Source organism: Pseudomonas sp. CROZ-RG-20F-R04-15 (assembly GCF_022662375.1).
In the GTDB taxonomy this organism is placed as follows: Bacteria; Pseudomonadota; Gammaproteobacteria; order Pseudomonadales; family Pseudomonadaceae; genus Aquipseudomonas.
This window is the reverse complement of record NZ_JAKNQL010000004.1, coordinates 96,535-121,194: the sequence shown is the minus strand read 5'-3', so window position 1 is coordinate 121,194 and position 24,660 is coordinate 96,535. Positions and strand designations below refer to the sequence as shown.

The 24,660-nt window shown below is 59.7% G+C and carries 16 protein-coding genes; 8 read left to right on the top strand and 8 right to left on the bottom strand.

The window, feature by feature from the left end; all coding sequences use genetic code 11:
* Window positions 1-180: 180 nt before the first annotated feature.
* From L8H52_RS08355 to L8H52_RS08340, 4 genes are all read right to left on the bottom strand, one after another.
* Window positions 181-633, bottom strand: a complete 453-nt coding sequence (locus L8H52_RS08355; protein ID WP_242206727.1) for a hypothetical protein — start codon at window positions 631-633, stop codon at window positions 181-183.
* Window positions 634-944: 311 nt separating this feature from the next.
* Complete coding sequence (locus L8H52_RS08350; protein ID WP_242206725.1) at window positions 945-1,319, bottom strand: DUF6124 family protein; 375 nt, start codon at window positions 1,317-1,319, stop codon at window positions 945-947.
* A 529-nt stretch (window positions 1,320-1,848) separates the two neighbouring features.
* Window positions 1,849-4,260 carry a glucose/quinate/shikimate family membrane-bound PQQ-dependent dehydrogenase gene (locus tag L8H52_RS08345; protein WP_242206723.1) on the bottom strand — a complete coding sequence of 804 codons (2,412 nt, stop codon included), beginning with the start codon at window positions 4,258-4,260 and terminating at the stop codon, window positions 1,849-1,851.
* Window positions 4,261-4,475: 215 nt separating this feature from the next.
* On the bottom strand, window positions 4,476-5,837 hold the full coding sequence (locus tag L8H52_RS08340) for a carbohydrate porin (protein ID WP_242206721.1): 1,362 nt from the start codon (window positions 5,835-5,837) through the stop codon (window positions 4,476-4,478).
* A 300-nt stretch (window positions 5,838-6,137) separates the two neighbouring features.
* Between L8H52_RS08340 and L8H52_RS08335 the strand changes: the two genes are divergently transcribed.
* Entirely contained in the window at window positions 6,138-6,368 is a 231-nt protein-coding gene (locus L8H52_RS08335) for a VF530 family protein (protein ID WP_007916799.1), read from the top strand.
* Window position 6,369: 1 nt separating this feature from the next.
* Complete coding sequence (locus tag L8H52_RS08330) at window positions 6,370-7,008, top strand: Pr6Pr family membrane protein (protein WP_242206718.1); 639 nt, start codon at window positions 6,370-6,372, stop codon at window positions 7,006-7,008.
* Between the two features lie 104 nt (window positions 7,009-7,112).
* Here the strand turns inward: L8H52_RS08330 and L8H52_RS08325 are convergent, their stop codons facing one another.
* Window positions 7,113-7,901: a siderophore-interacting protein gene (locus L8H52_RS08325; protein WP_242206716.1), complete on the bottom strand. Its 789-nt coding sequence runs from the start codon at window positions 7,899-7,901 to the stop codon at window positions 7,113-7,115.
* Window positions 7,898-8,473: a PadR family transcriptional regulator gene (locus L8H52_RS08320; protein ID WP_242206714.1), complete on the bottom strand. Its 576-nt coding sequence runs from the start codon at window positions 8,471-8,473 to the stop codon at window positions 7,898-7,900. The genes L8H52_RS08325 and L8H52_RS08320 overlap by 4 nt, the downstream gene beginning before the upstream one ends.
* 509 nt (window positions 8,474-8,982) lie before the next feature.
* Between L8H52_RS08320 and L8H52_RS08315 the strand changes: the two genes are divergently transcribed.
* From L8H52_RS08315 to L8H52_RS08290, 6 genes are all read left to right on the top strand, one after another.
* The gene (locus L8H52_RS08315) at window positions 8,983-9,462 is read left to right on the top strand and encodes a CS1 type fimbrial major subunit (protein ID WP_242206712.1); all 480 of its coding nucleotides are present in this window, start codon (window positions 8,983-8,985) and stop codon (window positions 9,460-9,462) included.
* 123 nt (window positions 9,463-9,585) lie between these two features.
* Window positions 9,586-12,108, top strand: a complete 2,523-nt coding sequence (locus tag L8H52_RS08310; RefSeq protein WP_242206710.1) for a CS1-pili formation C-terminal domain-containing protein — start codon at window positions 9,586-9,588, stop codon at window positions 12,106-12,108.
* Between the two features lie 3 nt (window positions 12,109-12,111).
* Complete coding sequence (locus tag L8H52_RS08305) at window positions 12,112-13,329, top strand: hypothetical protein (protein ID WP_242206708.1); 1,218 nt, start codon at window positions 12,112-12,114, stop codon at window positions 13,327-13,329.
* A gap of 43 nt (window positions 13,330-13,372) precedes the next feature.
* On the top strand, window positions 13,373-14,116 hold the full coding sequence (locus L8H52_RS08300) for a molecular chaperone (RefSeq protein ID WP_242206704.1): 744 nt from the start codon (window positions 13,373-13,375) through the stop codon (window positions 14,114-14,116).
* A 32-nt stretch (window positions 14,117-14,148) separates the two neighbouring features.
* On the top strand, window positions 14,149-14,661 hold the full coding sequence (locus tag L8H52_RS08295) for a fimbrial protein (RefSeq protein WP_242206702.1): 513 nt from the start codon (window positions 14,149-14,151) through the stop codon (window positions 14,659-14,661).
* A 19-nt stretch (window positions 14,662-14,680) separates the two neighbouring features.
* Window positions 14,681-15,904 (top strand): hypothetical protein, encoded by a 1,224-nt coding sequence (locus tag L8H52_RS08290; protein ID WP_242206700.1) that lies wholly within the window; start codon window positions 14,681-14,683, stop codon window positions 15,902-15,904.
* Window positions 15,905-15,952: 48 nt separating this feature from the next.
* Here the strand turns inward: L8H52_RS08290 and L8H52_RS08285 are convergent, their stop codons facing one another.
* Both L8H52_RS08285 and L8H52_RS08280 read right to left on the bottom strand, forming a co-directional pair.
* Window positions 15,953-21,070 (bottom strand): DUF6543 domain-containing protein, encoded by a 5,118-nt coding sequence (locus tag L8H52_RS08285; protein WP_242206698.1) that lies wholly within the window; start codon window positions 21,068-21,070, stop codon window positions 15,953-15,955.
* Between the two features lie 192 nt (window positions 21,071-21,262).
* Window positions 21,263-24,406 (bottom strand): transglycosylase domain-containing protein, encoded by a 3,144-nt coding sequence (locus L8H52_RS08280; RefSeq protein WP_242206695.1) that lies wholly within the window; start codon window positions 24,404-24,406, stop codon window positions 21,263-21,265.
* Window positions 24,407-24,660 lie beyond the last annotated feature (254 nt).

The following is a 24,660-nucleotide window of genomic DNA, read 5'->3' as shown; positions in this document are numbered from 1 at the left end:
GAATCTGAGTTCGACTCGGTATCACAAGTCGGCGTACGTCTATCAAACAACTCGATCAGTCCCCTCTCCCTCCGGGAGAGGGTTAGGGTGAGGGGCTTTTGATTTTTTTCACGGTCTGCATTGGGGCTGACATTCAGGTTGGCACACTTTCACAACAGACCTCGGTCCCGACCAAGATCGTTACAAAGGCCACGTCAGTTCCTGCAGCAGAAAGAACCCGTTACAGGTGAGTTCACGTGTGTCATCCGTGTGGCGTGCCTTGCCGGAAAGTTTGAAATCGTTGAAGGCATATCGGTATAGGTTGGGGTTTGGTTGAGTGACCGCGATAGCTGAAGAGGACTTCATTTCATATTCATAAATCAGGATGCCCCGTTCTGTAACGACACTTTCAGAGTAGCCAGGCGGGGATGGAATCAGCAGGTCGCGAAGCGAGATGGACAGGGTTCGTTTGCTCGACAAGCCATCGTTTTCCCGGAAGGAAAAGTCGTAACCCCCTAACGGATTGAAAGACACCGATGAGGCGGTCGCCGTATAGCTGGTCAGGTCTAAATATGTACCGCCAATGGTGCCTTTCACATCAATGGTAAGTGAACCGACTGCGAAGACCGCTGGGGATGCTTTTGGATTTGTCATGGGGTGCTTCCTTGACTGACTGGGTTGGAGAAGGAAGTCTGGAAGAAACGGCATAAACCGTTAACTGTCACATCTGACAGGTTTTTATGCCTGTTCGCGATCATGCCCTATTAAGAAGCGTTATATAGGTTACGAGAGGTGACCCGCTGCGGGGTGGGCCTGGTCGCGAAGGCGGCCTGACAGCCGACCATTTCCATTTGAATGCGCTCAATTCAACCGTGGGAGCAAGCCTGCTCGCGATAGCGGAGGGTCATTCACCACAACTGCTGAATGGGCTGACGCCTTCGCGAGCAGGCTCGCTCCCACAGGGGTTAGTTGTGTGCGGGAGGTTGGGATATTTCGTGGTTATCCAGCACGCGATTCACGGCCAGTTCAGCAAGCATGATGATTTGCTGTATCGCCAGAATCGTTCGCCGTTGCGGCAGGTCGATGTAGGCGGCGATGTCGCTGGTCATGAGGCTGGCTTGTGCCAGGGATTCGCAAGCGTGGACCAGCAGGCTTTCGCTGTCCTGTTCCGGCGCGACCTGGAACATGGTGCTGGGTTTGTGGAAGCGCAGGGTTAAGGCGTTGGGTTTGAGGTAGTGGTCGAGGGCGCGTTCGGCGGCTTCGTGGAATTTCTTCGAATCGGGGGATTCGTAGGGCGAGGTGTCGTCGGTTTCTGGCGGATTGGGTGTTGGCTTTTTCATGATGAATACTCAGTTGGTGAAAGTGGAGCTGCCTTCCATTGCCGCGACGCAATCTGAGGTGGCAGCTGTACGCGGGTTCGCGGACCGATAACTGAGAAATCGGCATACCTCCAAGGACGGTATCCCGCGCACAGCCGCCATGACACAAACAACGGGCACCGAGGTGCCGTCAGGTTGGCGATTATGCATCAGTTATCGGGCCGCGACGCCCGTTCGCTGAATTTGCAGCGACCCCCCGAGCCTATCCAGCCGATTTCCGAGGCACAACCGACGCGACTTGTCGGAAAACTCCGCGCCACTTTCAACGTCTGTAGGACGAACACATTTCCCACAGATAAACACTTTTCAACCTGTGGGAGCGAGCTTGCTCGCGAAAGCGGTGTGTCAGGCACCGTAGATGTTGAATGTGCTGACGCCTTCGCGAGCAAGCTCGCTCCCACAGGGTTCTCCGGTGGATTCAAAATGAGTGTGCACAAAAAAAGGCGATGTCCCTCACGGGGCATCGCCTTTCATTTACCGCCGTTAAAGCTTATTCCGGCAGTTTGTAGGCAATGATGTAATCGCCCATTTTGGTGCCCAGCGAACCGTGACCGCCGACAACCAGCAGCACGTATTGCTTGCCGTCCTTGCCGGTGTAGGTCATCGGAGTCGCTTGACCACCCGCTGGCAGACGCGATTTCCACAGCTCTTTACCGCTGTTCACGTCATACGCGCGCAGGTACTGGTCGAGGGTGCCGCTGAGGAAGCCGACGCCGCCGGCCGTGACCATCGAACCGCCCATGCTAGGCACGCCCAAGGTGAAGCCGATCGGGATGGGCGAGCTGTCGCGGCTGGTGCCGTTTTTGCGTTTCCACACGACTTTGCCGGTGGTCAGGTCGATACCGGCAACGTAGCCCCAGGCCGGGGCCTGGCACGGTACGCCGAGTGGCGACATGAACGGGTGCATGATCACCGCGTATGGCGCGCCGGTGTTCGGTTGCACGCCCGCGGTTTCGCTTTCGCGTTTGCTGCCTGCGGCGACTTGCTCGCGTGGCACCATTTTCGACACGAAGGCCATGTAGTTCGGGCTGGTGAACAGGATCTGACGAACCGGATCGACCGAAACGCCGCCCCAGTTGAACACGCCGACGTTACCCGGGTAGATCAGGCTGCCCTGTTCCGACGGCGGGGTGTACTGGCCTTCATAACGCAGTTCCTTGAACTGGATGCGGCACAGCATCTGGTCGAACGGGCTCGCGCCCCACATGGCTTTTTCGGTCAGTTCCGGGGCCAGCAGGTTGAGGTCCGAACGGGCCTGGGTCGGTGCGGTGTGGTCGCCTTTGACGGCGCCTTGCGGTACCGGGATTTCCTTGATCGGAATGATCGGCGTGCCGTCACGACGGTCGAGGACGTACAGGCTGCCCTGCTTGGTCGGAGCGATCAGCGCAGGTTTCACGCCGTCGGCGGTTTTCATGTCGAGCAGGGTTGGCTGGCTGCCAACGTCCATGTCCCACAGGTCGTGGTGGGTGAACTGGTAGTTCCAGCGCACTTTACCGGTGGCCAGGTCCAGGGCTACGACGCCGGCGCTGAATTTCTCGGCGCCCGGGGTGCGATCTGCGCCCCACTGGTCTGGGGTCTGGTTGCCCAGTGGCAGGTACACCATGCCGAGTTTTTCGTCGACACTGGCCAGCGACCACATGTTCGCCGAGTTGCGGCTGTAGGTTTCGCCCGGTGCCAAAGGCTCGGTGGCGTCTGGCTTGTCGCTGTCCCAGTTCCACACGAGGTGACCGTCGCGCACATCGAAAGCGCGGATCACGCCCGATGGCTCGTTGGTCGATTCGTTGTCGGTAACGTGACCGCCCATGATCACCAGATCACGAGTAATCGCGGCCGGCGAGGTGGAGTAGTAGCCGCCAGCGGTGAACGGGCCGATGCCTTGGGTCAGGTCAACCACACCGTTTTTGCCGAAGCCTTCGCAGATCTTGCCGGTGTCGGCGTTCAGGGCGATCAGGCGGGCATCAGCGGTTGGCAGGTACAGACGACGCGGGCAAGCCTGGGCAACGGCTTTGCCAGCTTCGGAAATCACCGCCGAGGCTGCGTTTTCAGTTTTGGCGTAAGCGGCTTCGTCGTAGTACGACACGCCACGGCAAGTCATGTGGGCGAAGCCTTTGAAGCCGACCGGGCTCTTGATCTGTGGGTCGAAGCGCCACAGTTCTTTGCCGGTGTCCGGGTCCAGGGCCAACACTTTGCTGTGCGCGGTGCAGGCGTAGATCATGCCGTTGGCTTTCAGCGGGGTGTTTTCGTTGGTCAGCTCAACCGGGTCATCCGCCGTCGGCAGGTCGCCGGTCTGGATGCGCCAGGCTTCTTGCAGCTTGCCGACGTTGGCCGGGGTGATCTGCTTCAGCGGCGAGTAACGGTCACCGAATTCGGTGCGGCCATAGGCCTGCCAGTCGCCATCGGGCATCGCTGGTGCGGTGCTGGTGGTGTCGGCGGTGTCGCGACCCAGTTCGCCGAAGGTTTCGCCCGGGTGGGTGAACAGGCTGATCAGCGCGGTGAGGCCGGCCAGCACCACGGCCACGGTCAGGCCGCGAGTGCCCATCGGCGCCGGGCCGTCAAGCAGCAGCGGACGACGGAACCACGGCAGCAGCATCACGAAGCCGAGGACAAACCACAGGGCCAGACGTGGCACCAGTTGCCACCAGTCCAGACCGACTTCCCACAGCGCCCAAACGGTGCTGGCAAACAGAACGATGGCGTACAGGCCCAGCGCTGCGCGACGACGCATCAGCAACAGGATGCCGCTCAGCGCAATGCCGATACCGGCCAGCAGGTAGTACAGCGAGCCGCCGAGCATGCTCAGCTTGACCCCACCGGCCAACATGGCCAGGCCCATCAGTAGAAGCAGAATGCCGAGCAGGCTCGGTAGCAAACGGCCCCGACTCGAAGCACTTTCGGTGCTCATAGTGTGATTCTCCGTGACGTTTATGTAGTCCCGCGCTGTAGTCACTTTAGATGACGATTTGGCACAGGCATGGTTCAGATAAAAACTTGTCTGGCTAACGAATTTCATGTGGGAGCGAGCCTGCTCGCGAAAGCGGTGTGTCAGACGACTTCTTTGGTGAAGTTGAAATTGCTTTCGCGAGCAGGCTCGCTCCCACATTGGATCTCAGTAATTTTTTAGAACGAAGACTGGATCTTGATCCCGCCGATCAGGGCGTCGTCGACGTTGTTCACGCCACCGGGGTGGCGGATGTATTGCAGGTTCGGGCGTACGGTCAGCCAGTTGGTCACGTGCACGCCGTAATAGAGTTCTGCGCTGTATTCGGTGTCTTGTGGCGGCAGGAACGACGGATCGTCGTAGTCGTACACGGCGTTGGCGCGGTTGCTCGCTTCGGCGTTTTTGCGGAAGGCCGGGTTGACGTGCACGCGGGCGAGGGCGAAGCCGATGTCGTCCTTGGCGCGGGCATCGAATGGGCCTTTGTAGGTGATGCCGGCCTGCACGTAGTTGTCGATCGCGTTGGTTTTCTTGTCGTGCATCGTGCCGTTGGCAAACACGCTCAAGCCGCGACTGTTGTCGCTGGCAATGCTGGTGATCTGCTGCTGAATGCCCAGCCACACGCCGTGTTTGCTCGACGCGCTGCGATAAGCTTCACCGCTGAGGGCCGCCGGTTGGCCGTGGCTGTCTTTATAGACGTCGCTGGCGTTGGCGTTGCTGTAGTAATAACCGGCGCGATATTCACCCGGCAGGCCGTTGAGTTTCGGCGTCCACACCAGTTCGATCGGCAGGATCGCGCCCTGGGTGCCGCTGCCGCTGAGCTTGAAGCCGTTGCCGCGATCGAGGTTCGACGGGTTCTGCTCGTAGGCGCCGACCTGGGCGTACAGTTCCGGGGTCAGGTGATATTTGACGCGCAGCGCCCATTGGCTGACCGGCCAGTTGTACCAGATGCCGCCGACCCAGTTGCCGACCTGCGAGCCGCAGAACGCGAGGTTCTGGAAGTCGCACGGGAAGCTGTTGAAGTCTTCGCCTTCGCCGAAACGGCCGACTTTGATGTCGAGTTTCTGGTCGAAGAATTTCTGCTGATACCACATCTGCGTCAGGCGTGTGGTCTGGCCACGGCCCCAGACTTCCTGGGCCGAAGTGAAGCCGCCGACGCGCGGATCGTTGATGCGGTCGTTGCTGATGTTGTTGCCGCTGCGCTTGGTGATGGTCAGTTGAAACTCGGCGTCGTCCCAGCCAAGGATCTTTTGCAGGTCGAGGTGCGTGCCGAGGCCGAACTGATCGCTGTAGCGCGCAGTGCGGTCGTGGTCGTAGCCGCCGTGCAGATTGCTGCCCATTTCGCCGGTGTAATCGAGTTTGAAGTCGTAGCCTTTTTCCGAGAGTTCGGTGCGCGTGCCGTTCCAGTCACCGAGCATGTACGGTGATTCACTGTCGAACGCGGGCGCCGCTTGAACGCAAGTGGCGAGGCCCAGAGCGGTGCAGCCGCCAAGGGTGCGCAGGGTAGGGATAGCGCTGTCTCGGGAGAAGGAAAAATCGGGCATGGATAAGTCTTTTTTTGGTGTTTTCGGGGTGCGAGCTGAGTGCTTCAATAAGTCGCAGGCAGTGAAGCGATTCAGCAGAAGGGCGGCAGGATAATGATCTGTTACAAAAAGACAAAGGCCTTTTGTGAACATGCAGCGTTTCGGATTCGGTAACAGTGCGGCAAACGGGCGCATTGTGAGCCGGGTCGTGGCCTGCGATCTTTTCAGGTTGGCCTACATTTGAAGTCAGGCCTTCCACCCGACCAGCCCCTCGGCTAAGGTGCGCGGCTTCTGCATTTTCACTTCGCCCAAAGGCCTGGCATGAACGAACAAACCCCCGATCCACTGCACGGCGTCACCCTCGAACAGATCCTCAATGCACTGGTGAGCCATTACGAATGGTCGGGGCTGGCCGAGCGTATCGATATTCGTTGCTTCAAGAGCGATCCGAGCATCAAGTCGAGCCTGACGTTCCTGCGTAAAACCCCGTGGGCGCGGGAGAAGGTCGAGCGTCTGTACGTGAAGTTGATGCGCACCAAGCGACCGCTCTGAGATGGACGCCGTCTCGCGGCGACGCCTGATCACCTGCGCAGCCGTATTGGGCTGGGCGGGACTGGGCATTCAGCTGTACCTGATTTTCTTCGCGCGCTTGAGTGTCGGCGCCAGCCTGTTGGGCGGGCTGGTGAGCTTTTTCAGCTACTTCACGATATTGACCAATACGCTGGTGGCGACAGTGTTGACCTGCGCCGTGACCGCTCGCGAATCCGCTGCGCGGCGCTGGTTTTTGCAGCCGTGGGTGAGTAGCGCGATTGCCGTGAGCATTGCTGTGGTCGGACTGGCCTACAGCATTCTGCTGCGGCATTTGTGGCATCCCGAAGGTTGGCAATTTGTTGCCGATGAACTGCTGCACGACGTGATGCCGTTGCTGTTTCTTGGCTATTGGTGGTTGTGCGTGCCCAAGGGCACTTTGCGCCTGTGGCATCTGCCGGTGTGGCTGATTTATCCGCTGCTGTATTTCATCTACGCCTTGCTGCGCGGACATTGGCTCGGTGCGTATGCGTACCCGTTCATTGATGTCGCGGTGTTGGGTTATCCACAGGTGCTGGTCAATGCCGGGGGGATATTGCTGGGGTTTGTGGTGATCGGGCTAGCGCTGATCGGCCTCGACCGCTGGCGGTCAGTACGAAGTTAAGGTCAAGGGTGGGAGCGAGCCTGCTCGCGAAAGCGGTGTATCAGTCGACATCGTCGGGTGAATGTCAGACCGAATTCGCGAGCAGGCTCGCTCCCACAGGGATCTCATTCTTCTTCGGGAGTGCCTTCTGCGCGCCAGTAGCCGACCGCTTTGATCAGTTGTTCATCCAGCCCATGCTCATCGATCAGCACTCGGCGAATCTGCCGTGAAACCTTGGTCTCGGTCGCCACCCACGCATACAGATTGCCCTTCGGCACCTGCAATTGCTTCACCGTCGCCAGCAAATTGTCCTTGCCGCCCTCGCGCAGCACCCAGATCACGTTGACCTGCGCTGCACTCTCCAGCACTTGCTGTTCGGCGCCGTTCTCCACTTCGATCACCACCAGCGCTTTGCGATTGGCCGCCAGGCCTTCGAGGCGGCGGGCGATGGCGGGCAGGGCGGTTTCATCGCCGATCAGCAGGTAGCTGTCGAAGATGTCCGGCACGATCATCGAGCCGCGCGGGCCGCCGATGTGCAGGAATTGCCCGGGTTGGGCTTGCTCGGCCCAGGTCGACGCAGGACCGTCGCCGTGCAGGACGAAATCGATATCGAGTTCGAGTGCGTCGAGGTCATAGCGACGTGGGGTGTAGTCGCGCATTTCCGGTTTCGGGCCGTCATCCTTGCCAGCGCCGAGCACCATGGTTTCGAGGGCTGCAGCCTGTTCGGCATTCTGCGGGAACAACAGTTTGACGTGGTCGTCGGTACCGAGGCTGATGAACCCGGCCAATTCCGGCCCGCCGAGGGTGATGCGACGCATGCGCGGCGTCAGGTCGACCACACGCAACACTTCCAGCTTGCGGCGTTTGATTTCGTGCATCACGCGGTGAATGGTTTGGCTATCGACTGCAGTCATTCGCTTTTCTCCGAAACAGGTTGAACGGCGGGGCCGTCGACGATGGCTTTGGCGGTGTCGTTGAGCAGGTCACGCACGCGCAGGATTTCTGCCGGGCTCCAGCGGCCGTGGTGCATCTGCAGGGCATGGCGCAAGTTGTGCACCGCCTCGTGGATTTCCGGCGGGCGATCATGGCCGCGCAACGAGCGTTTGCTGACGTCGATGCGCATGCGCACGCCGTCGAGGGCAACGGCTTGTTCGCTCAAAGACAAACGTCCGGCCTCGGTGACGCTGTAGCGTTTTTTGCCGCCCTCGGCGTCGCCGGTGATCAATTCGCTCTCTTCGAGAAAGGTCAGGGTTGGGTAGATCACGCCCGGGCTCGGGCTGTAGGCGCCGTCGAACATGCCTTCGATCTGGCGGATCAGGTCGTAGCCGTGGCACGGCTGTTCGGCGACTAGCGCCAGCAGCAGCAATTTCAGGTCACCGGGGGCGAACACCCGTGGGCCACGGCCGCCGCGTTCACGTCCGGGGCGCTTCTCGAAGCCGTCACGGCCGTCGCCGTGTTCGCGGTGGGGGGAATGATGGTCTCTCATTTCAGGTTTCTCTCGTCGTGTTTAGATACAACTTAAGATATATCTTAAGGCGGATGCAAGACGTTTTTCCCTGAGCCTTGACCCGGCCTGACGAGCGGCAGCCGCGGACAAAGGCAAGCGATGATTTTTCAGGCGAATGTCGCGTGCAATAACCTGAAAGTTAAAGTCATCACTCTATTCCATGTAGAGTATATGTTCTAAATTGCACTAAGTTACCGCGTTGGCAGGGTGAAGTTGCTGTATGGTTTTTTAACTTTAACTGTCTGTAGGGTGGAACTTACAGTCACTGTTTCGAATGTCGTGTTTTTGTTGTTTTTTCTTGCGGGTCATGGGGTTGTTTAACTACGCGGTTGTCGGAAGTTGCCTGCTTACTTTCCAGAGTTAACAGCCGATGATGTTCCGGCATTGAAAGTTCAAGTTGGCCTGGAACAACCCGGGCAGCGATTCGGGCAGTGTTCGTCTTGAACTTTCAATGCTCATCCCCCTATCAAGAAAACAGGTACATAACGATGTTCAAGAAATTCGCAATCGCCGCTCCACTGGCTCTTCTGGCACTGGGTTCCACTGGCGCATTCGCTGCCGGTGAAGCGTCGCACTCGATCAACCTTGTCGCGCATGTGCCGACCAACGGTTTCTACGTCGTGCCGACCGATCCGGATCTGGTCAACAAAGACCAGGACATGAGCTATCAGCCAACCACCGGCAAGATGCGCGACGTCAACGGCTTCTTCGATGTGCGCAACAATAACGGCTCGGTACACGCCAGCCTGGAGAGCCTGCCAAAACTGGTCTCCGGCAGCACGTCGATCGACTTGCGCGTTCTGTTCAACAACAAGGAACTGACGCTGACCCCGCAAATGGTCGTGGGTGAAGCCGAGTCCGACGTCAACTTCCGTGCGCCGCTGAGCATCAGCGCCGTGGGCAGCAACTTCCAGCCAGGTGATTACACCGGGGCCGTGGCGATGATCTTCGACGCTGTGACGCCATAACAGCAGTCACTTGATCGATCGATCAGGCACCAGGCCCAACTTCAATGTTGACGCTTGACCGTCGGGGCAGACGCTTTGTTTGCCTCGACGGACTTCCATTGTTTGTTATCCGAGTACGCGTTCATGTTCCCGATGACACCCATCGCGGCTGCGCTTGCGCTGTTGTTTTGTGCCAGCGCAGCTGTGGCTTCCAACTCCACCGGTACCACACCACGCAGTCTGCTGGCGCAGGCCAAGGGTTTGCCGGCGGATTTCGAGGAGCATTTCTTTGATGTGCCGCTCGCGGTACGGGTCGAAGTCGATCAGCAACCACTGGGTGAAGCCATGGTGGTGCTGTCCCGTGATGATCGCATCACCCTGCTGGAATTCACCGACACCAGCGAAAACCGTTTCGGCCCCGCCGAGCGGGAAAAATGGGCGAGCTATCTGAAACCCGGCGTGCCTTTGGGCGCGTGCAGCGGTTCCTGCCCGGAGCAGTTTCTGGTCGTGCATTACAACCTGGAAAACTCGCTGGTCTCGATCGTCACCGAAAACGCTGAACGCGACGTAGCCGCCAAGCGCTACTACGAGCAGCCCGACGGCGGCAGTAGCGGCCTGATGGTGCGCAATCAGCTCAATCTCAATGGCGGTCAGGATCAAGACCTCGGCGGCCGCTTCGGCCTGGAGGCCAGCTCAAGCCTGGGCAACTGGAGTCAGACGCTCAACCTGCAAATGGCCCGTCTCGGCGGTCCGGACGACAAGCTCTACCATGCCCTCCATGAGCTGCACACCCAGCGCGAACTGCAAGGCAGTTTTTTCCGTCTGGGTTATTTCACCCCCAATTCCGAAGGACTGACGCGCCAGCCCCGCACGTTCGGCACCAGCCCTGACACCGCTGTCGGTGTGATGTATGGCAGCTCCGACAGCCTGGCCATCAACAGCCCGATGCCCAGTGTCTATCCGATCTATGTCACCGCCAACCGTCAGGGCTCGGTGGAGATCTGGCGCGACGGCCTGCTGATCAACACGCAATCGGTGCCGGCCGGGTTGCAGACCCTCGACACCCGGCCGCTGCCCGGCGGTATTTATGAAGTGGAAGTGCGGCTGATCGAAGACGGCCAGATTACGTCGACAACCCAGGAGCTGGTGTACAAACCCAACAACTGGCGCAACCTCGACGAGCGCTGGCGCTACAACGTATTCGCCGGCGAAGAACAGAAACTGCTGAGCAACTGGGACACCCAGGCCAGCGGCAGCCCGACGGCGGGCGCCTCGGTCAATTACCTGATGCATCCACGGGTGATTCTCGGGCTGTCGGCGCGGCAGATCCGCGAAAAGCTGCAGTACGGCACGTCCATCGACTGGACGCTGGCCAATCACGTCAGCCTCTACGCCAACGTCTACAAGACCGAGGACTACGGCACCGGGCTCGACCTGCAGAGCCTTTACAACTACGGCGCCGGCAGTATCGTCGTCAGCCACAACCGCAGCTGGCTCGACACCACCAATACCTACGACACGTTACCGGACGGCACTCGCGTGCGGCCACGCAATGTGTTTATCGGCCAGACCAGCAATTCGTCGCTGGCGCTCAACCATCGCATCAGCAGCAAGAGTTCGGTCAACGCGCGGGTCTCGCACAGTGAAGGCAACGTCGAAGGCATGGGTGTGGATCTGGGCTGGACCCAGCGCACGGTGGTGCTGGGCAGCGATGCCAGTTGGCGCTTGTCGCTGTTCGATCGGCCGGGCAGTTACAGCAGTGGCGATGCGCGCAATCGTGGCGTCGACCTGAGCATCAATATGGCCCTCGGCACACCCGGGCAGCAGATCAGCGGCAGCATCGGCTCGCGCACTGCTCGGGACGGCGCGCGCGACAACAACGCCTCCCTCGGTTGGCGCAAGGATCTCAAGGACCACGTGCTGCAAAGCGTTTCGGTCACTGCGCTCACCGACACCTATGGTCTGGGCATGTCCAGCCTGGCCAATTTCCGCACCGATGCGGTCAATGGCGACGCGTTCGTTCAGCGCTCCTCGTACAACGGCAATTTCACCGGTGGCCTCAACGTCGACAGCACGCTGGTAGTGGGTGGGCAGCAGATGCTCATGACCAGCCAGAGCGAAGTGCGTGGCGCCGGCATGATTGTCGATGTCGAGTCGGACATCGAGGACATCGTTCTGCGTGCCGATGATTACAGCGGTGGCGGTGCGGCGTTGAAGCCGGGGCGCAATTTCATTCCGATCACCGCGTACCAGAACAGCTCGGTGAGTTTCGATTTCGAGGGCAATACCGTCCCGGCGGCGACGATCGAGCCGGCGCGCACGCGTTATCACCTGAACAAGGGCGGCGTGGAATATCGCCAGGTCCGCGTAATGCGAACCCTGACCGTCCTCGGCCGGCTGGTCGATGCGCAGGGGCAGCCGCTGAAGGGGCACCACGTGATCAACCACGCCAGTCGCGGCGTGACCGAGGTCGACGGGTTCTTTTCGATGGAAATGAATGCCGGTTCGCCGACCCTGGAAGTGCGTCAGGGCAATCAGTTGCTGTGCCAGTTCCGCCTCGATGCCGACAGCCATCGCAACGAAAACAATGTGCTGATGATCGGTGACCTGCGCTGCACGCCGGACACGCTGGCCGATGTCACGTTCACTGAACAGAAGGCGGGTTGAGCCATGAAAATCATTACGACGGGGTGCGGGCTGGCACTGGCGCTGAGCGTGTTCCCGGCGCATGGAATGAATCAGGAGATCCGCGCGTTGTTTCAGCCCGACCCTGCGCAGCCGTCCAAGAACCTGTTCGTTAACCAGACGCCCAATAGCGGTTATTGCGTGAGCTATCCTGCGCAATGTGAGGCCAGGAACATGTTCAGCATCGAGTTGCCCGTTCCTTACCGATCAACTCGCGCGCTGATGCCCGGTGACGATGTTTCAGTGCGAGCGCCTGTGGATTGGCGGCGGCTGACGGTCACCAATCTGGATACCCAGGAAACCGAAGTCGTCGAGGTACGCATAACCGGCATCGGCTCCAGATTCGTCCTGAGCGAACCGGTGGAAACGTTGACGGGTGTGGCCGCCCCCACAGGCCATGACATCCTCTGGACGTCTGGCAGCGGTTGGCTTTATGCACCGGCGCCGTGCCTCGGTAGCGGCCTGGCAGGGTACAGTGCCACCACCTATCTGTTTTTCTGGCATACCCCTGTCGAAGCCTCGTGTACCAAGACCGCTGCCTTCCGTATCCCCTCGATGTATTTCAGCAAGCTCGATTTCGCCTATGAGCTGAAAACGCCTAATCCGCTGGGCATGAGCAGCGGTCTCTACACCGGATCGCTCTCCTACACCATGGGCCCCGGTGGCGATTTCGATTTGGGCGCTGCGTTTCAACCAGACGACAGCAACCTGACCCTCGACTTTGTCCTCGACGTACAGCACACCCTCAAGGTCGACCTGCCGCCCGGTGGCAACAACGTTGCACTGGAGCCCGAGGGCGGGTGGGCGCGCTGGATAAACAGTGGGCGCAAACCCACGCGGATCTTTCGCGATCAACCGTTCTTTATCTCGGCTTCATCGCGTTTCAAAGTGATGCTCCTTTGCAGCTCCCAAGGCGGAAATACCTGCAACCTCGGCAGCCCGAAGGGCAACACCACCGAGGTTGAGGTTTCCATGTCGTTACCACCGGGCATTACCCATTCCGGCGGCACTAACGTTACTCGGCTACCTCTGCGCTTCAACGAGTGGATCGGCCCGTTTCAGCCTGGCCTGTACGTGGATCGCAAGCCCGGAGCAATCCATTTCGAGATGACGCCGTTTGCCATCGAATTTCTCCTCAAACAGCCCGACCTCAACGACCGGCTGCGCGGCAATGTCACCGTGATCTGGGATTCGGATGTTTGAGCCTTTCAATCCGTGCCTTCTTAACCGTTCAGGAGTTTCAACGATGAACCGTGGTTTTCTGCTGGGCGTGCTCAGCGTGTTTTGTCTGACCGCTCAGGCCGGTCCGCAGATCAATGTCGGCACCGTGTACGACTATCTCGACGCCGACAAAAGTACCTACCTCAAGCGCGTATTCAATAGTGGCGATGCCACTGCGTTCGTGAAAGTCAACGTGCTGGAAATCGTCTACGGCGCCGACGGCACCTCCCAGGAAATTGCAGTCGAAAACGCCGCCGACGGCGCCTCGCGCAATGGTCTGATGGCCAGTCCCGCACGGCTGATCGTGCCGGCGCAGGGCATGCAGGGCACGCGTCTGTTGTACATGGGCGAGCGTGATCGCGAGCGTTATTTCCGCGTGCGCTTCGTACCGGTGGTGCCGGAAAAGGAAGACGAATTCGTGGTCAGCAACGAAGAGCGCGAGGACTACAAGAACTCCCTGTCGGCCGGGGTCAACGTGATGACCGGCTTCGGCACGATCTTTTTCGTGCGGCCAAAGGACGCGCGTTTCGACACCCAGGTCAATGACAGCGCCAGCCGCTACGAACTGCGCAACAACGGCAATACGGTGATCATCGTCGACGAGTTCAAAAGCTGCTCGCTGACGAAGGAGTCCGACTGCGGCGCGACCACCAAACACCATGTACTGGCCGGCAAAACCTTCGCCTTCGACAAGGAAAAGGGCCGCGAATACCGCTTCTTCCTGATCGAAGGTGCCGACAAAAAAATCGTGAAAATCGCCAGTCGTTAAGTCTGCTTCCATTGACGCATCGGGTAATCAACATGATCAAGCAATGCACCGCCGCCGCGCTGATGGTCGCTACCGGACTGACCTGCGCGCTGGCGTGGGCGGCCCGGGAAGAGCACACCTTCGAGGTGTCCCTGACCATTCCCAACCGGCCCTTTTATGTCATTCCCGCCGAGCCGGACTGGATTCACCGGCCGCAACAGCTGTTCTGGGACTATCCCAAGGCAACCCTCGGCAGCCTGCAGAAAAACTTCGATGTGCGTCACGACAGCAGCGCCATCGATGCCCGTCTGTTGTTTGATCCTTATCTGGAAAATGGCCGGCCCAGCGAAGTGATCATGTTGCGAGTAACGTTCAATGATGTCGTGCTCAGTTCACACATCGTTCCGCAACAAGTGGTCTCGAAAGAAGAGGCGGCCGGCGGCAAACGCGTGGCGCTGAAAATAGAGCCGATCGAGCCGGCTGGCGGTTATCGCTCGGGCGATTACAGCGGCAATGTGTTGCTGATGTTCAGCGCTGCCGCGCCGGCCGGGGAGCTGGAGCCATGAATCCGGGGCGGATCCAACCATGAAAAAGCTCACCTTGGCGCTGGCTCTGTTGTTGATGGCGGGCATTCCCGAGGCACAGGCCGCGAATCTGGAAATTCGTGCGTTGTTTCAGCCCGATCCTGCGCAGCCCAGCAAGAACCAGTTCGTCAACCAGACGCCCAACAGCGGTTATTGCGTGAGCTATCCGGCGCAATGCGCGGAAAGCAACATGTTCAGTATCGAAGTGCCGGTTCGTTTCACGTCATACCGCGACCTCCCCCCCGGTCACGGCGTCGCGCTGCAGGTTCCCGTCAACTGGCGACGGTTGACGGTGACCAATCGCGACACCGGGGAGACGGCGCAGGTCGAGGTCAGTATCACTGGCGTCGGCTCAACTTTTCATTTGAGCAAGACTGTGCAGGAGCTCACTGGAATCGACAACACGTTCCAGGCCCATGACCGTCTGTGGACCTCCAACGGTTGGGTGTATGCCGCGCCGCCTTGTCGCAACAGCCTGGTGAGCGGAGTCAGTGCCAAAACCTATCGGTTCTTCTGGCACACGCCGGTGGAGAACACGTGTACCAAGACCGTCGCTCTGCCGATTCCATCGATGTGGTTCGAGAAGCTCGACTTTTCCTATGCACTGAAAACCCCTGACCCGTTGGGTATGTCGAGCGGCGTATACACCGGATCGATCAGCTATTCCATGGGCCCCGGTGGAGATTTTCACATGGGTCACTGGATGCAACCGGACGACAACAACCTGACCCTGGACTTTGTCCTCGACGTGCAGCACACCCTCAAGGTCGACATTCCACCCGGTGGCAACCACATCGTGCTGGAACCTCAGGGCGGCTGGCGCAGTTGGCTAGAGAGCGGGCGCAAACCGGTGCGGCTATACCGCGATCAGGTTTTTCATATCTCCGCCTCGTCCAGGTTCAGCATGAGGCTTGAATGCGAACACAGCCTGGGCACGGGTTCTGGCTGCGCCATTCTTGATCGTGAGTCCGGTTTCGCCGGGGGCGTCGACGTCGGCGTCAGCCTGCCCAATGGCTTGAACGACGGCGCCGGGCAAGCGGTCAGCCGTTTCCCGTTGAGCCGCGAGAACAGCCCGGTGTTTCAACCGGGGTTCTATGTCGATCGCAAGCCGGGAACATTGCATTTCGAGGTCGGCAAGTCGTGGACCGATTGGCTGATCGATAACGCCAAAGGCCGGGCCTACACAGGCAAGATCACGGTGATCTGGGATTCGGAAACCGGTTAGCCAGCCCGGCCAGCCTTGACCAGGCTGGCCGGTTGAACAATGCCGCCGTCAGAGACCGGCTCTGGCCATTGCCTCGCGGGTCAGACTTCGCAACAGTTCCGTGCGTTGCGAGCTGATACCGTCATACAGTTGCTTATAAAGTTTTTCGCTCAGAGGGGCATCTTCGAACAGCTCCGGGGCGTCAGAAATACCGAGCGCATCGGCCAGCGTCTGTATCCTGCGGGAAAGCATGTGCAGGTTGGTTTGCTCATTCGGGGCGGCCCATTCAGCCTTGGCGTTTTTCAATTCTTCGAGCCGCTCCGCTTGGGGACGGAACGCAAGATCATTGCTGGCGATCTCCTGCGGATAGGTCTTTTGCAAATACTTTTCCCAGAAATTGCCGTAGTACAGTTCGAGCATGCCGTTAACCAGACCATCACCTTGTTCGCCGGCCTTGATCGTTTCGTAGGCTTTAGTGATTTTCTCGTCGGTCACGCCGGAGCGCGCCCGGTACAGCATCCCTTCGGTTTGCCAAGGCAATTGCAGGCGTTCAGCCAGCCCGGTTTCGAAGGCCATGTGCACTTCGACTTCATCCGGCGCGGGATTGCGCGGGTCGTCTTCATTCAGCTTTGCCTGGGTCTTGTATTCAAAATCCGCTTCGTCGGTCACCCGGTTCAAGCGCGCAGCGCTGCGGGCGAGGCGCACGAGTCGGTCCTCGATCATGGCCGGTGTGCTGGATTCGGCGTACGCCTTGGACACCAACACCTTCATGCCCAGCGAGTTGAACAACTGCGCACCGAAGTCGCCGCAATCTTTCGGCTCTACGACCTGCTTGAACAGCTTCTTGCGCAGTTTTGTGTCCAGCGCCGCAGCGTCGACCATTTCCCAGACGCGCTGAGTCAAGCGTCGGCGTCCCTGGTCGGAGCGGTAGTCGGCGCTTTCCCGCAGTTTGCGGATCATGGCGAAAAAACCGGCGGAATCCGGTTCTGCCATCAGGTCATGCCAGGATTCTTCACGGTACTTAGTGAACGTTACTGACGGGCTGAAAGGGCTTGATTCCCGAGGAAACAATTTCCAGTGGCTGATCTCGTTATCGGTCGCCGCTGAATAGTCCTGGACAAATGCCATGCCTACGGACTTGCGGTAGTTGCCATAGCGCACGCGGTCCTCGTTGGACAGCCGCCCCGTATCGAAACGTGCACGGCTGAGAATGTGCGCCTGAGTGGAACCGGGAGTGACTTCGGGCAAGGTGTTGATGGGCGCTTTTCGCATATCCAGCATGAAGCTGCGCGGTCGCTGTTTGTCCACTGCATTGACACTGAACAAGCCGTCCGGCCAGCTCTCGATGCGGGTATCGGCCAGACTCAACTCTGTCAGATGGTCCATGCGCCCGACATCGGGTGGCAGGGTCAACGGGTTGCCGTTCAGATTCAGCGTTTGCAGCTCTGTCAGGCCGGCGAGTTCTTGCCGGGAGGCAACTTTCAGCTGGATCTGATTATCGGCCAGATCGAGGGTCTTCAATGACCGTATCAAGCCGAGGATGGAAGGCAGTTCCTGTAACTCACACTCCCGGGCGCTTAAATGGCGAAGGTTGGGGAAACTGCTCAGCAGGGCGCTGGGATCGGATGAAATTGGCGCCTTGTCGAGTCTGAGCGCGGTGATGCGATCGAAGTATTGCTTCATTTTCGGGCGCTTGCGCAGCTCATTCCACCAGGGCTCGATGTCTTTGCCCTTGAACTCGCCGGAAAAATCCAGCGTGTAGCCATCCTCAGGATGGGCACCGGAATCTTCGGAAAATGTGCTTTGGCGCTTGAAGCATTTGATCAGCTGATCGGCGACGTCTTTGCCGCCATTGTGCAGGTAGTCCGATGACGTGCCCACGTAGTCTGTTTCGGGATCCACCTCGCGAGGGAGACTGTCGCGCCAGCTGTCCAGCTCGCTGCTCAGCTCATTGAGGTCCTGCTTCAGACGTGCAATCGCTTCATCCGGGTTGCCCCGGCGCTGCAGCGTCTCAAGCAGCGATGCCACTTCCCTTTGAGTCATTGACGGATACAGGTCGCTGATTTTTTCCTCCCGGGTCGATGCACGCAAATACCGGGGCAAGCCGCGTACCAGCGTTTCGGTTTCGATATTGATCACCGGGCGAATCGGCGGGTCGGCCAGCACACTGCGGCGTTCGGCGGGAGCGGCCGACAACTCCATCAGCCACAATTTCAGCGGGTGGCCCTGACCGCGCCGGTAACCCACGCTCGACAACGTTTCAGCCGGTACGGCATGCAGCATCGATGCATAGAAATCATCGGCGGCGTGCAGCGAACGATGGTTGGCATCGAACACTTCGTAGCGGCCGTGTTCATCTCTGACCAGTCGTCTGAGGGTGCTGGCGTCATCCGGTCCGACGCTGCAACGCAACGGCCCGTCGAGCGTGCCGTCGCGTACCTCGATGCGCAGGTTGGCAAAGGTGTCGGTGTGAATGCGCAAGGTCCCCAGCGCGAGCCGTTCGGTGTCGGCAGACAGTTGATCGTCGCGATAGAAACCTTCGTAGGCACGGCTGGCCCTGGCTTCAAAATCCAGTTCTCGTGCTTGCGTCTTGAGGCGCAGTGGCAGGCGTTTTTCGTTTACCGTGCGTTGCAGCTCGGCGGGACTGGCCTGGGCCAGCAGTTTTTCGCTGAGTGGCAGCGGCAGCTCGGGGAAGGTGTCGCGCACGACGCCCACGTCAGCCTTGGCGGATCGTTCGCTCGCTTGATAGAGACGCCGGGACACCTCCGCCTGGCGTGTGTCGACGGCATCGGCAAGCACATTGCGCAGCGCTTGCACACGCTCCGCTGCGGGTACCTCTGGCCCCAGCAGAGCGCGCATTTGCGCGTCATTCAGAAACCCCACCAGGCGCTGCGGCAAGTGCCCGGCATTGAGTTCGGCCTGGGTGATGGTCAGGGTGTCGGCCGGGCTGGCCGTCGGATTGCCGTAGCGGCGCGAATAGCCATCGAGATGGTCGTACAGCACGTTCATCGCCCGTTGACGCGGCCAGCCGGGCAGGCTGGTGACGATCGGTTCGAACCAGTCCGACTCGGCTGCGATCGGCCGGCCGGCGCGGATATTGGTACTGGCGATCCTCGCGTCATCGTAAGCCGTAAAACGCTTGAGGCCGTCGGCCAGCAATGGGGGCGGCGCGCTACTGGCGCTGTGCATGCGACGCAGGTGATCGTGCCCGGTGCCGCTGCTGATGCGGATCTGCTCCAGCTGCGCCGGCGAGAAGCGCTCGGCGCGGTGGCCGAGGCGCGGCATCAGGGCCTGGTCGTCCCAGTCTGCCGGGTTTTCTGCCTCATGCCGCCAGGCGCCGTGCTCGTTGTGTTCAATGAGCGGTTTGTAGGCATTGGCTCGCACGGGATGTTTGACCCGGTAGATTTTTATGTCGGCACGCGTCGAGGCTTTTTCCACACTGTAGAGTTTGCCCTCGAGCGGCAGGATGCGTTCGCGGCCGTGGTCGTGCAGGCCGAGCAGGTCTGGTTTCGAGGCAGCATTGAGTTGCAGGTTCTTGTGTTCGTAAGGACTGAGGTCGGGCTGCCACAGCGTCGGTTTGCCATCAGGCAAGCGCACCGGTTTCATGCCCTCGACCAGCGGCGATAACTTGACTTTGAAGGCACCGGCAATTTCCGCGCCTGCGCCAAAAGCGGCGAGCTGGATGATGTTGGTCACCACCCCGATGACATGGTCGGCGGCTTCCTGCCAAAGGCCTTCGGCCAGATCGACGATGCCTTCGATCACGTCGGTGGTCAGTTGATAAACGGTGTAGACCATCATCAGTTCGCCCAGCCCCGGCACGAATGGCGTGGCAATCAACAGGGCGACATTGAAGATGTCCGAAAGGATTTTCTTGAAGTTGTCCCACCATGCCCAGCGTGCCTTGCTGTCGGTGTCTGCGGTGGAAACGGCGATTTCCCGGGCGTCGTTGAGAATCTTGTTGAGCTTTTGCTGATAGGCATGGCGCCAGTAATCGCCCTGCAATTTCACCCGGCTGAATTGCAGGTTGGGATTGGCCACGGGATCCTTGTGCCACGGCGGGCCCTGATCGGTCGGATCCTTGCGCGGGTGATACCTGACGACGAACAGCCGTTGTTCGAGTTCAGCGAAGAAGTGCCCGCGCTGCTGGTGATCGACGAACTGGCTGAAAAACTGGCGGTAAGTCTGTTGTGTCGAGTCGCTGAAACGGTCTTCGCGCAGCTGGCGCGCCAATTCCTCCCGGAACGCTTTCAGAGAATCGTATTCCTTGAGCGGGTGATCGGGGTCGTGGGGGATGTAGACAATCAGCCGATTGATGCCACGGCTTTCCGGCTGCGCATGGGTCAACAGCAGGATCGCGTTCAGCCGGGTGCCGAGCAGTGACAGGTCATTGCAGCGCATCGAGCGGCCGTTGAGCAGCAGCGACGATTGGTTTTCCGCCAGATTCAAGACCATTTTGTAGGCGTCGTACGGGATGTCGTTCTTGATCAATGCCAGTTGTGCGGCGACGGCGAGGGCGTCTCGCTGGCTTTCGCTGACCTTGTGTTGCAACACGGCCTCGGCCACGGGCTCACCGGGCAGCAGCCAGGTTTCCAGATGCTTTTTGTACTGCGCGCCGATGTCCAGCTCGCGGCACAGCGACTGGAACTGGCTGATGGGCATGGCGCTTCTGATCGGCAGGACATCGAACAAACCGCGCTCATCGGGCTGGCTGATGTAATCCGAACCGGGCTCGACCTTTTCACTGTCGGCGAAGTTGTGCAGTGCCGCATCCAGCAGCGAGACCGTGTGGGTCACGACGCCTGCGGAAAAGTCGCCGGTGTACCACGGGCGGTCTTTGGGCAGGTACAGGCGCAAAAAAGTGCTTTTGACATCTGGCTCGATGCCGTGACGCGCCTTGATTTTTGCCTTGAGCAACGGTTCGGCGAAGGCATACAGGTCGGTTTTCGCCAGCAGATGATCCACGCGGTTCTGCGAACCCCAGGCCTTGAGATTGGCGGCGGCGAGTTTTTTTCGGTAAGCGGCGGGCGCAGCGGTGTACCAGGCCGGGTTAGTCAGTGGCGTGACTGCCAAAGCGTTGGCACGACTGAGGGTGGCGTTCTTGAAACTGTCGTCGACGGCGGCTTTGATGAATTCGTAGTGCCGTCCTTTGTCCGCGAGTTCGGCAGGCAGGGGAGCGAGAGACATGGCCAATCATCCTTGATTGTTGAGGAGTGATCAGCCTACCCACGGCAGGGCAAAACAAAAGTTCAAAGATCGGGAGGCAAACGACTTGGCGGGCGCCTAACCCGACGAAAATTCGAATCTGAAAAATACATGAGTACCACCCACCGTCGAGAAAAACCGTCACCCTGATTCAGAATGTCCCGACACGATTTGTTACCTCGCTGTAGGACGCTGCGCCTCGAGCATCGCCACGCTGGCGGTTTGCGCCGGCTTGCATTGCGAGTCGCTGCCCGGTTGCAGATACGGCGTGAGAATCGGTGCCATGCCCTTGAGCACCTGCACTGGCAGGGCCGAAGTGAACTTGAAGTTCTCCGCCGAACGCCCCGGAACGAATGCGGTGAGGGTGCCGAAATGGTGCTCGCCGATATAGAACACAAAGGTCGCCGTGCGGTTGATCGACTTCGAACTGAGGATGCGCCCGCCCGAGCCAATCGCCTCGATGCGGTTGTCGCCGGTCCCGGTTTTGCCACCCATGGCCAGCGGGCTGCCATCGGCCAGTTTGAAACTGCCGGAAACACGTTTTGCCGTACCGGCATCGACCACTTGCGACAGCGCCTCGCGCATGGCCGTGGCGACCTCGGACGGCATCACGCGTTTGCCGACATGCGGGTCGTTGACCAGTTGCGTTTCGTACGGTGTGCCAGCGGCGAAATGCAGGCTGTCGATGCGCAGGGTCGGCATGCGCACGCCGTCATTGAGGATGGTGCCGATCAGCTCGGCCAGCGCGGCGGGGCGGTCGCCGGAGCTGCCGATGGCGGTGGCCAGCGACGGCACCAGGTGGTCGAACGGGTAGCCGACTTTCTGCCAGCGCTGGTGAATCTCGAGGAACGCTTCGATTTCCAGCATGGTGCGAATACGGCTGTCGCGGGCGCCCTTGTGCTTGCTCTTGAACAGCCAGCTGTAGACTTCCTGACGTTCGAAATGACTGGCCTTGACGATCTCGCTGAACGTCGCGTCAGGGTGGTGGAGCAGGTAGCCGATCATCCACAGGTCCAGCGGGTGCACCTTGGCGATGAAGCCTTGATCGGGCAAATCGTAACTGCCGGGGCCGTAGGCATCGTAGAGGCGGATCAGGCGATCGTCGGTGAGTTTTTCGTTGAGCTTGGCGCCCTTCAGGTGTGAACGCACGAAGGTGTTGAAGTCTTCCTGACTGGCATCGGGCAACAAATAGCGATGCACGGCAGCCATGCGGATCGGTGTCGGACGCATGCTGTCGAGGAAGGTGTCGAGGCGCGCCTGGGTGTCTTTGTTTTTGTATTTTTTCCAGAACTTGAGCTGGAACGAGGTGCCTTCGCGGTCGGCGAAACTGGCCAGGTATTCCTGACGACGCGGGTCGCGATCATCTTTAAGCAGTTCGGCGCTGTTGTTGGGGCCGGAGTAGGTGGTGTAGCGCACCAGATCGCGCATCAGGCGAATGAACGGCAGGTTGATCGACTCGCGCAGAGCATCGCGCAAGGTCGGCATGCGGCCGTTGTCTTCATTGCGAAAGTTGTGGAACACATGCAAGCCGCCGCCAGTGAAAAAAGCTTCTCCGGGGCTCGCCGAGTATTTGCGATCGAGTGCGGCGCCGAGCATCTTCGACAGGTCGTGATCCTTGTTTTGAATCAGGTAATCAATGACCCACTGGCTCAGGCGATCCTGATCGGGGACTTCGACTTTCTTCAGCTCCGGCACGCTCATTGCGCCGTACTTGTCGTGCAGCTCGGCGATGATTTGCAGGTACGTGGTGAGCACGCGCATTTTCGCCGTCGAGCCAAGTTCGAGTTTGCTGCCTTCGTTGATGTCGAAGGGCTGGTCGGTGCTGTCGGTCTGCACCCGCACTCTTGAGCCGTCCGGGGTCAGTTCGAAAAGGGTAAAGCTGTAGCGCACTTGCGTGGTACTGGTCGGCGTCAGCAAGCGTTCGCCGAGCAGGCCGATTGCGGCGGCATAGGCCGGGTCGGCGAGTTTCTTCAGGTACGCGGTGGCCTGGGTCTGCAGGTCGCCCTGCAGGGTGCTGGTGGCTGACAGATCGAGGCGGTCGAGATCGTACAGCGGCCGGTTGAGCATGCTGGCCAGGCGACTGCGGGCGACGCTGATGCCCTTGTTGGTCTCGATTGGCTGAATGGTCGGCTGGGTTTGCCAGTCGCGATAACTGACCTTGCTGGTCAGGGCGGCATCGGCCAAGGCGCTGTCGATCACGCCGTTCTGCTTGAGCAGGCGCAAGTGACTGTCGGTGAGTTCGGTGAGTTCTTCGCGGCCCTTGGTCAGGTAATGCGATGGACGGCGCTGGGCGATCATCAGCGACAGCATCTCGCGCAGGGCCAGGCCTTTGGCGGCCATGGTTTTAGGATCGGTCGCCGGGCTGTTCAACTGTTCGTTGGCCTGATTGAAGTCGCTGCCGTACCAGACCCGCAACCCTTCCGCCATGCCATGCACTTCGCCATGCCCCGGCACCGCCGACAGCGGCACGCTGTTGAGGTAGTCACGCACGATGTTCTGCCGTGCCCCCAGGGTCTGTGGGCCGGGTTGATAGGCGCGCACGCTGGCGGACATCATCTGCCGCAGCTTTTCAGCGCCGGACACCGTCAGACCATCCGGCGAGTGGCGGTACTTTTCCAGCTGTGTCGCCAGCGTACTGCCGCCCGCCGACTGGCCGGGCAGATGCAGCAATTTCGCCACCTGCGACCACGCCGCCATGCCGAAGCGCGGCCAGTCTACTGCCGGGTTGGCCAACGGTTGTTTCGGGTCGAGCAGGAAACGGTTTTCGATGAACAGCAGGCTGCTGACCACCACTGGCGGGATGGCCGCAAAATCGGCGTACAGCTGTTGAGGATAGTTATATTTATACAGCGGTGCAGCCCGGCAATCGGTGATCGACAGCCCGGCCTGGATCTTCTCCGAGTACGGTACGAACAGGCCTTTGTCGGTGTAGCTGAGCAGCGCCGGCGAAAACCGCGTCTGCTCGGTCACGACGTAATTGCGTTTGAGCAAGCGCGGCAGGAATTCATCGAGGGAGCTGTAACCCAGGCGCAGATCGAACGGTCCGTTGCCGGGATAGCGAATCGCTTCGCTGGGGCCGGGTTCGAGGGTGTAGGTCAGTGACGCCGCGTACTGGCTGAGTTCCCGCGACTGAAAGCGCGAGGTGCGCATTTCCTTGGACGCGGCCAGCCCCACCACGATCGCGATAATCACCAGCAACAGCCAGAAAGCCTTCCACCCATGCCGATTGCGGCGGGGTTTTTCAGGGACAGGCGCTTCATCCACTCGTTCAGTCGGAACCACGGCTTTACTCGAATCGGTTTGCCACAAAGCGCCCATAGTCGATTGATCCATTCACGCAGATTGATCGGACTTGTCTGAAGCTTAGACGGTGGTTGGCGAGGGGCGAGGGAATTGTGAGGGGGATGAGCATCGAAGCCCTGACAAGCCTCGATCACTCGATGAGTGGCTGCAGTTCTGTCAATTTTTTACGGCGTGATCGTCAGCCAGCCATAAGATCATTCCATTCTCGAGAGGCATTCAGTTCAAGATTCGGTTACTGCCGTTGCCGCTCCAATAATCGGGTCCGGCAC

Excerpts from the sequence above, each read along its gene's own strand:
- L8H52_RS08355 (WP_242206727.1), bottom strand. The coding sequence starts at position 633 with ATGACAAATCCAAAAGCATCCCCAGCGGTCTTCGCAGTCGGTTCACTT.
- L8H52_RS08350 (WP_242206725.1), bottom strand. The coding sequence starts at position 1,319 with ATGAAAAAGCCAACACCCAATCCGCCAGAAACCGACGACACCTCGCCC.
- L8H52_RS08345 (WP_242206723.1), bottom strand. The coding sequence starts at position 4,260 with ATGAGCACCGAAAGTGCTTCGAGTCGGGGCCGTTTGCTACCGAGCCTG.
- L8H52_RS08340 (WP_242206721.1), bottom strand. The coding sequence starts at position 5,837 with ATGCCCGATTTTTCCTTCTCCCGAGACAGCGCTATCCCTACCCTGCGC.
- L8H52_RS08335 (WP_007916799.1), top strand. The coding sequence starts at position 6,138 with ATGAACGAACAAACCCCCGATCCACTGCACGGCGTCACCCTCGAACAG.
- L8H52_RS08330 (WP_242206718.1), top strand. The coding sequence starts at position 6,370 with ATGGACGCCGTCTCGCGGCGACGCCTGATCACCTGCGCAGCCGTATTG.
- L8H52_RS08325 (WP_242206716.1), bottom strand. The coding sequence starts at position 7,901 with ATGACTGCAGTCGATAGCCAAACCATTCACCGCGTGATGCACGAAATC.
- L8H52_RS08320 (WP_242206714.1), bottom strand. The coding sequence starts at position 8,473 with ATGAGAGACCATCATTCCCCCCACCGCGAACACGGCGACGGCCGTGAC.
- L8H52_RS08315 (WP_242206712.1), top strand. The coding sequence starts at position 8,983 with ATGTTCAAGAAATTCGCAATCGCCGCTCCACTGGCTCTTCTGGCACTG.
- L8H52_RS08310 (WP_242206710.1), top strand. The coding sequence starts at position 9,586 with ATGTTCCCGATGACACCCATCGCGGCTGCGCTTGCGCTGTTGTTTTGT.
- L8H52_RS08305 (WP_242206708.1), top strand. The coding sequence starts at position 12,112 with ATGAAAATCATTACGACGGGGTGCGGGCTGGCACTGGCGCTGAGCGTG.
- L8H52_RS08300 (WP_242206704.1), top strand. The coding sequence starts at position 13,373 with ATGAACCGTGGTTTTCTGCTGGGCGTGCTCAGCGTGTTTTGTCTGACC.
- L8H52_RS08295 (WP_242206702.1), top strand. The coding sequence starts at position 14,149 with ATGATCAAGCAATGCACCGCCGCCGCGCTGATGGTCGCTACCGGACTG.
- L8H52_RS08290 (WP_242206700.1), top strand. The coding sequence starts at position 14,681 with ATGAAAAAGCTCACCTTGGCGCTGGCTCTGTTGTTGATGGCGGGCATT.
- L8H52_RS08285 (WP_242206698.1), bottom strand. The coding sequence starts at position 21,070 with ATGTCTCTCGCTCCCCTGCCTGCCGAACTCGCGGACAAAGGACGGCAC.
- L8H52_RS08280 (WP_242206695.1), bottom strand. The coding sequence starts at position 24,406 with ATGGGCGCTTTGTGGCAAACCGATTCGAGTAAAGCCGTGGTTCCGACT.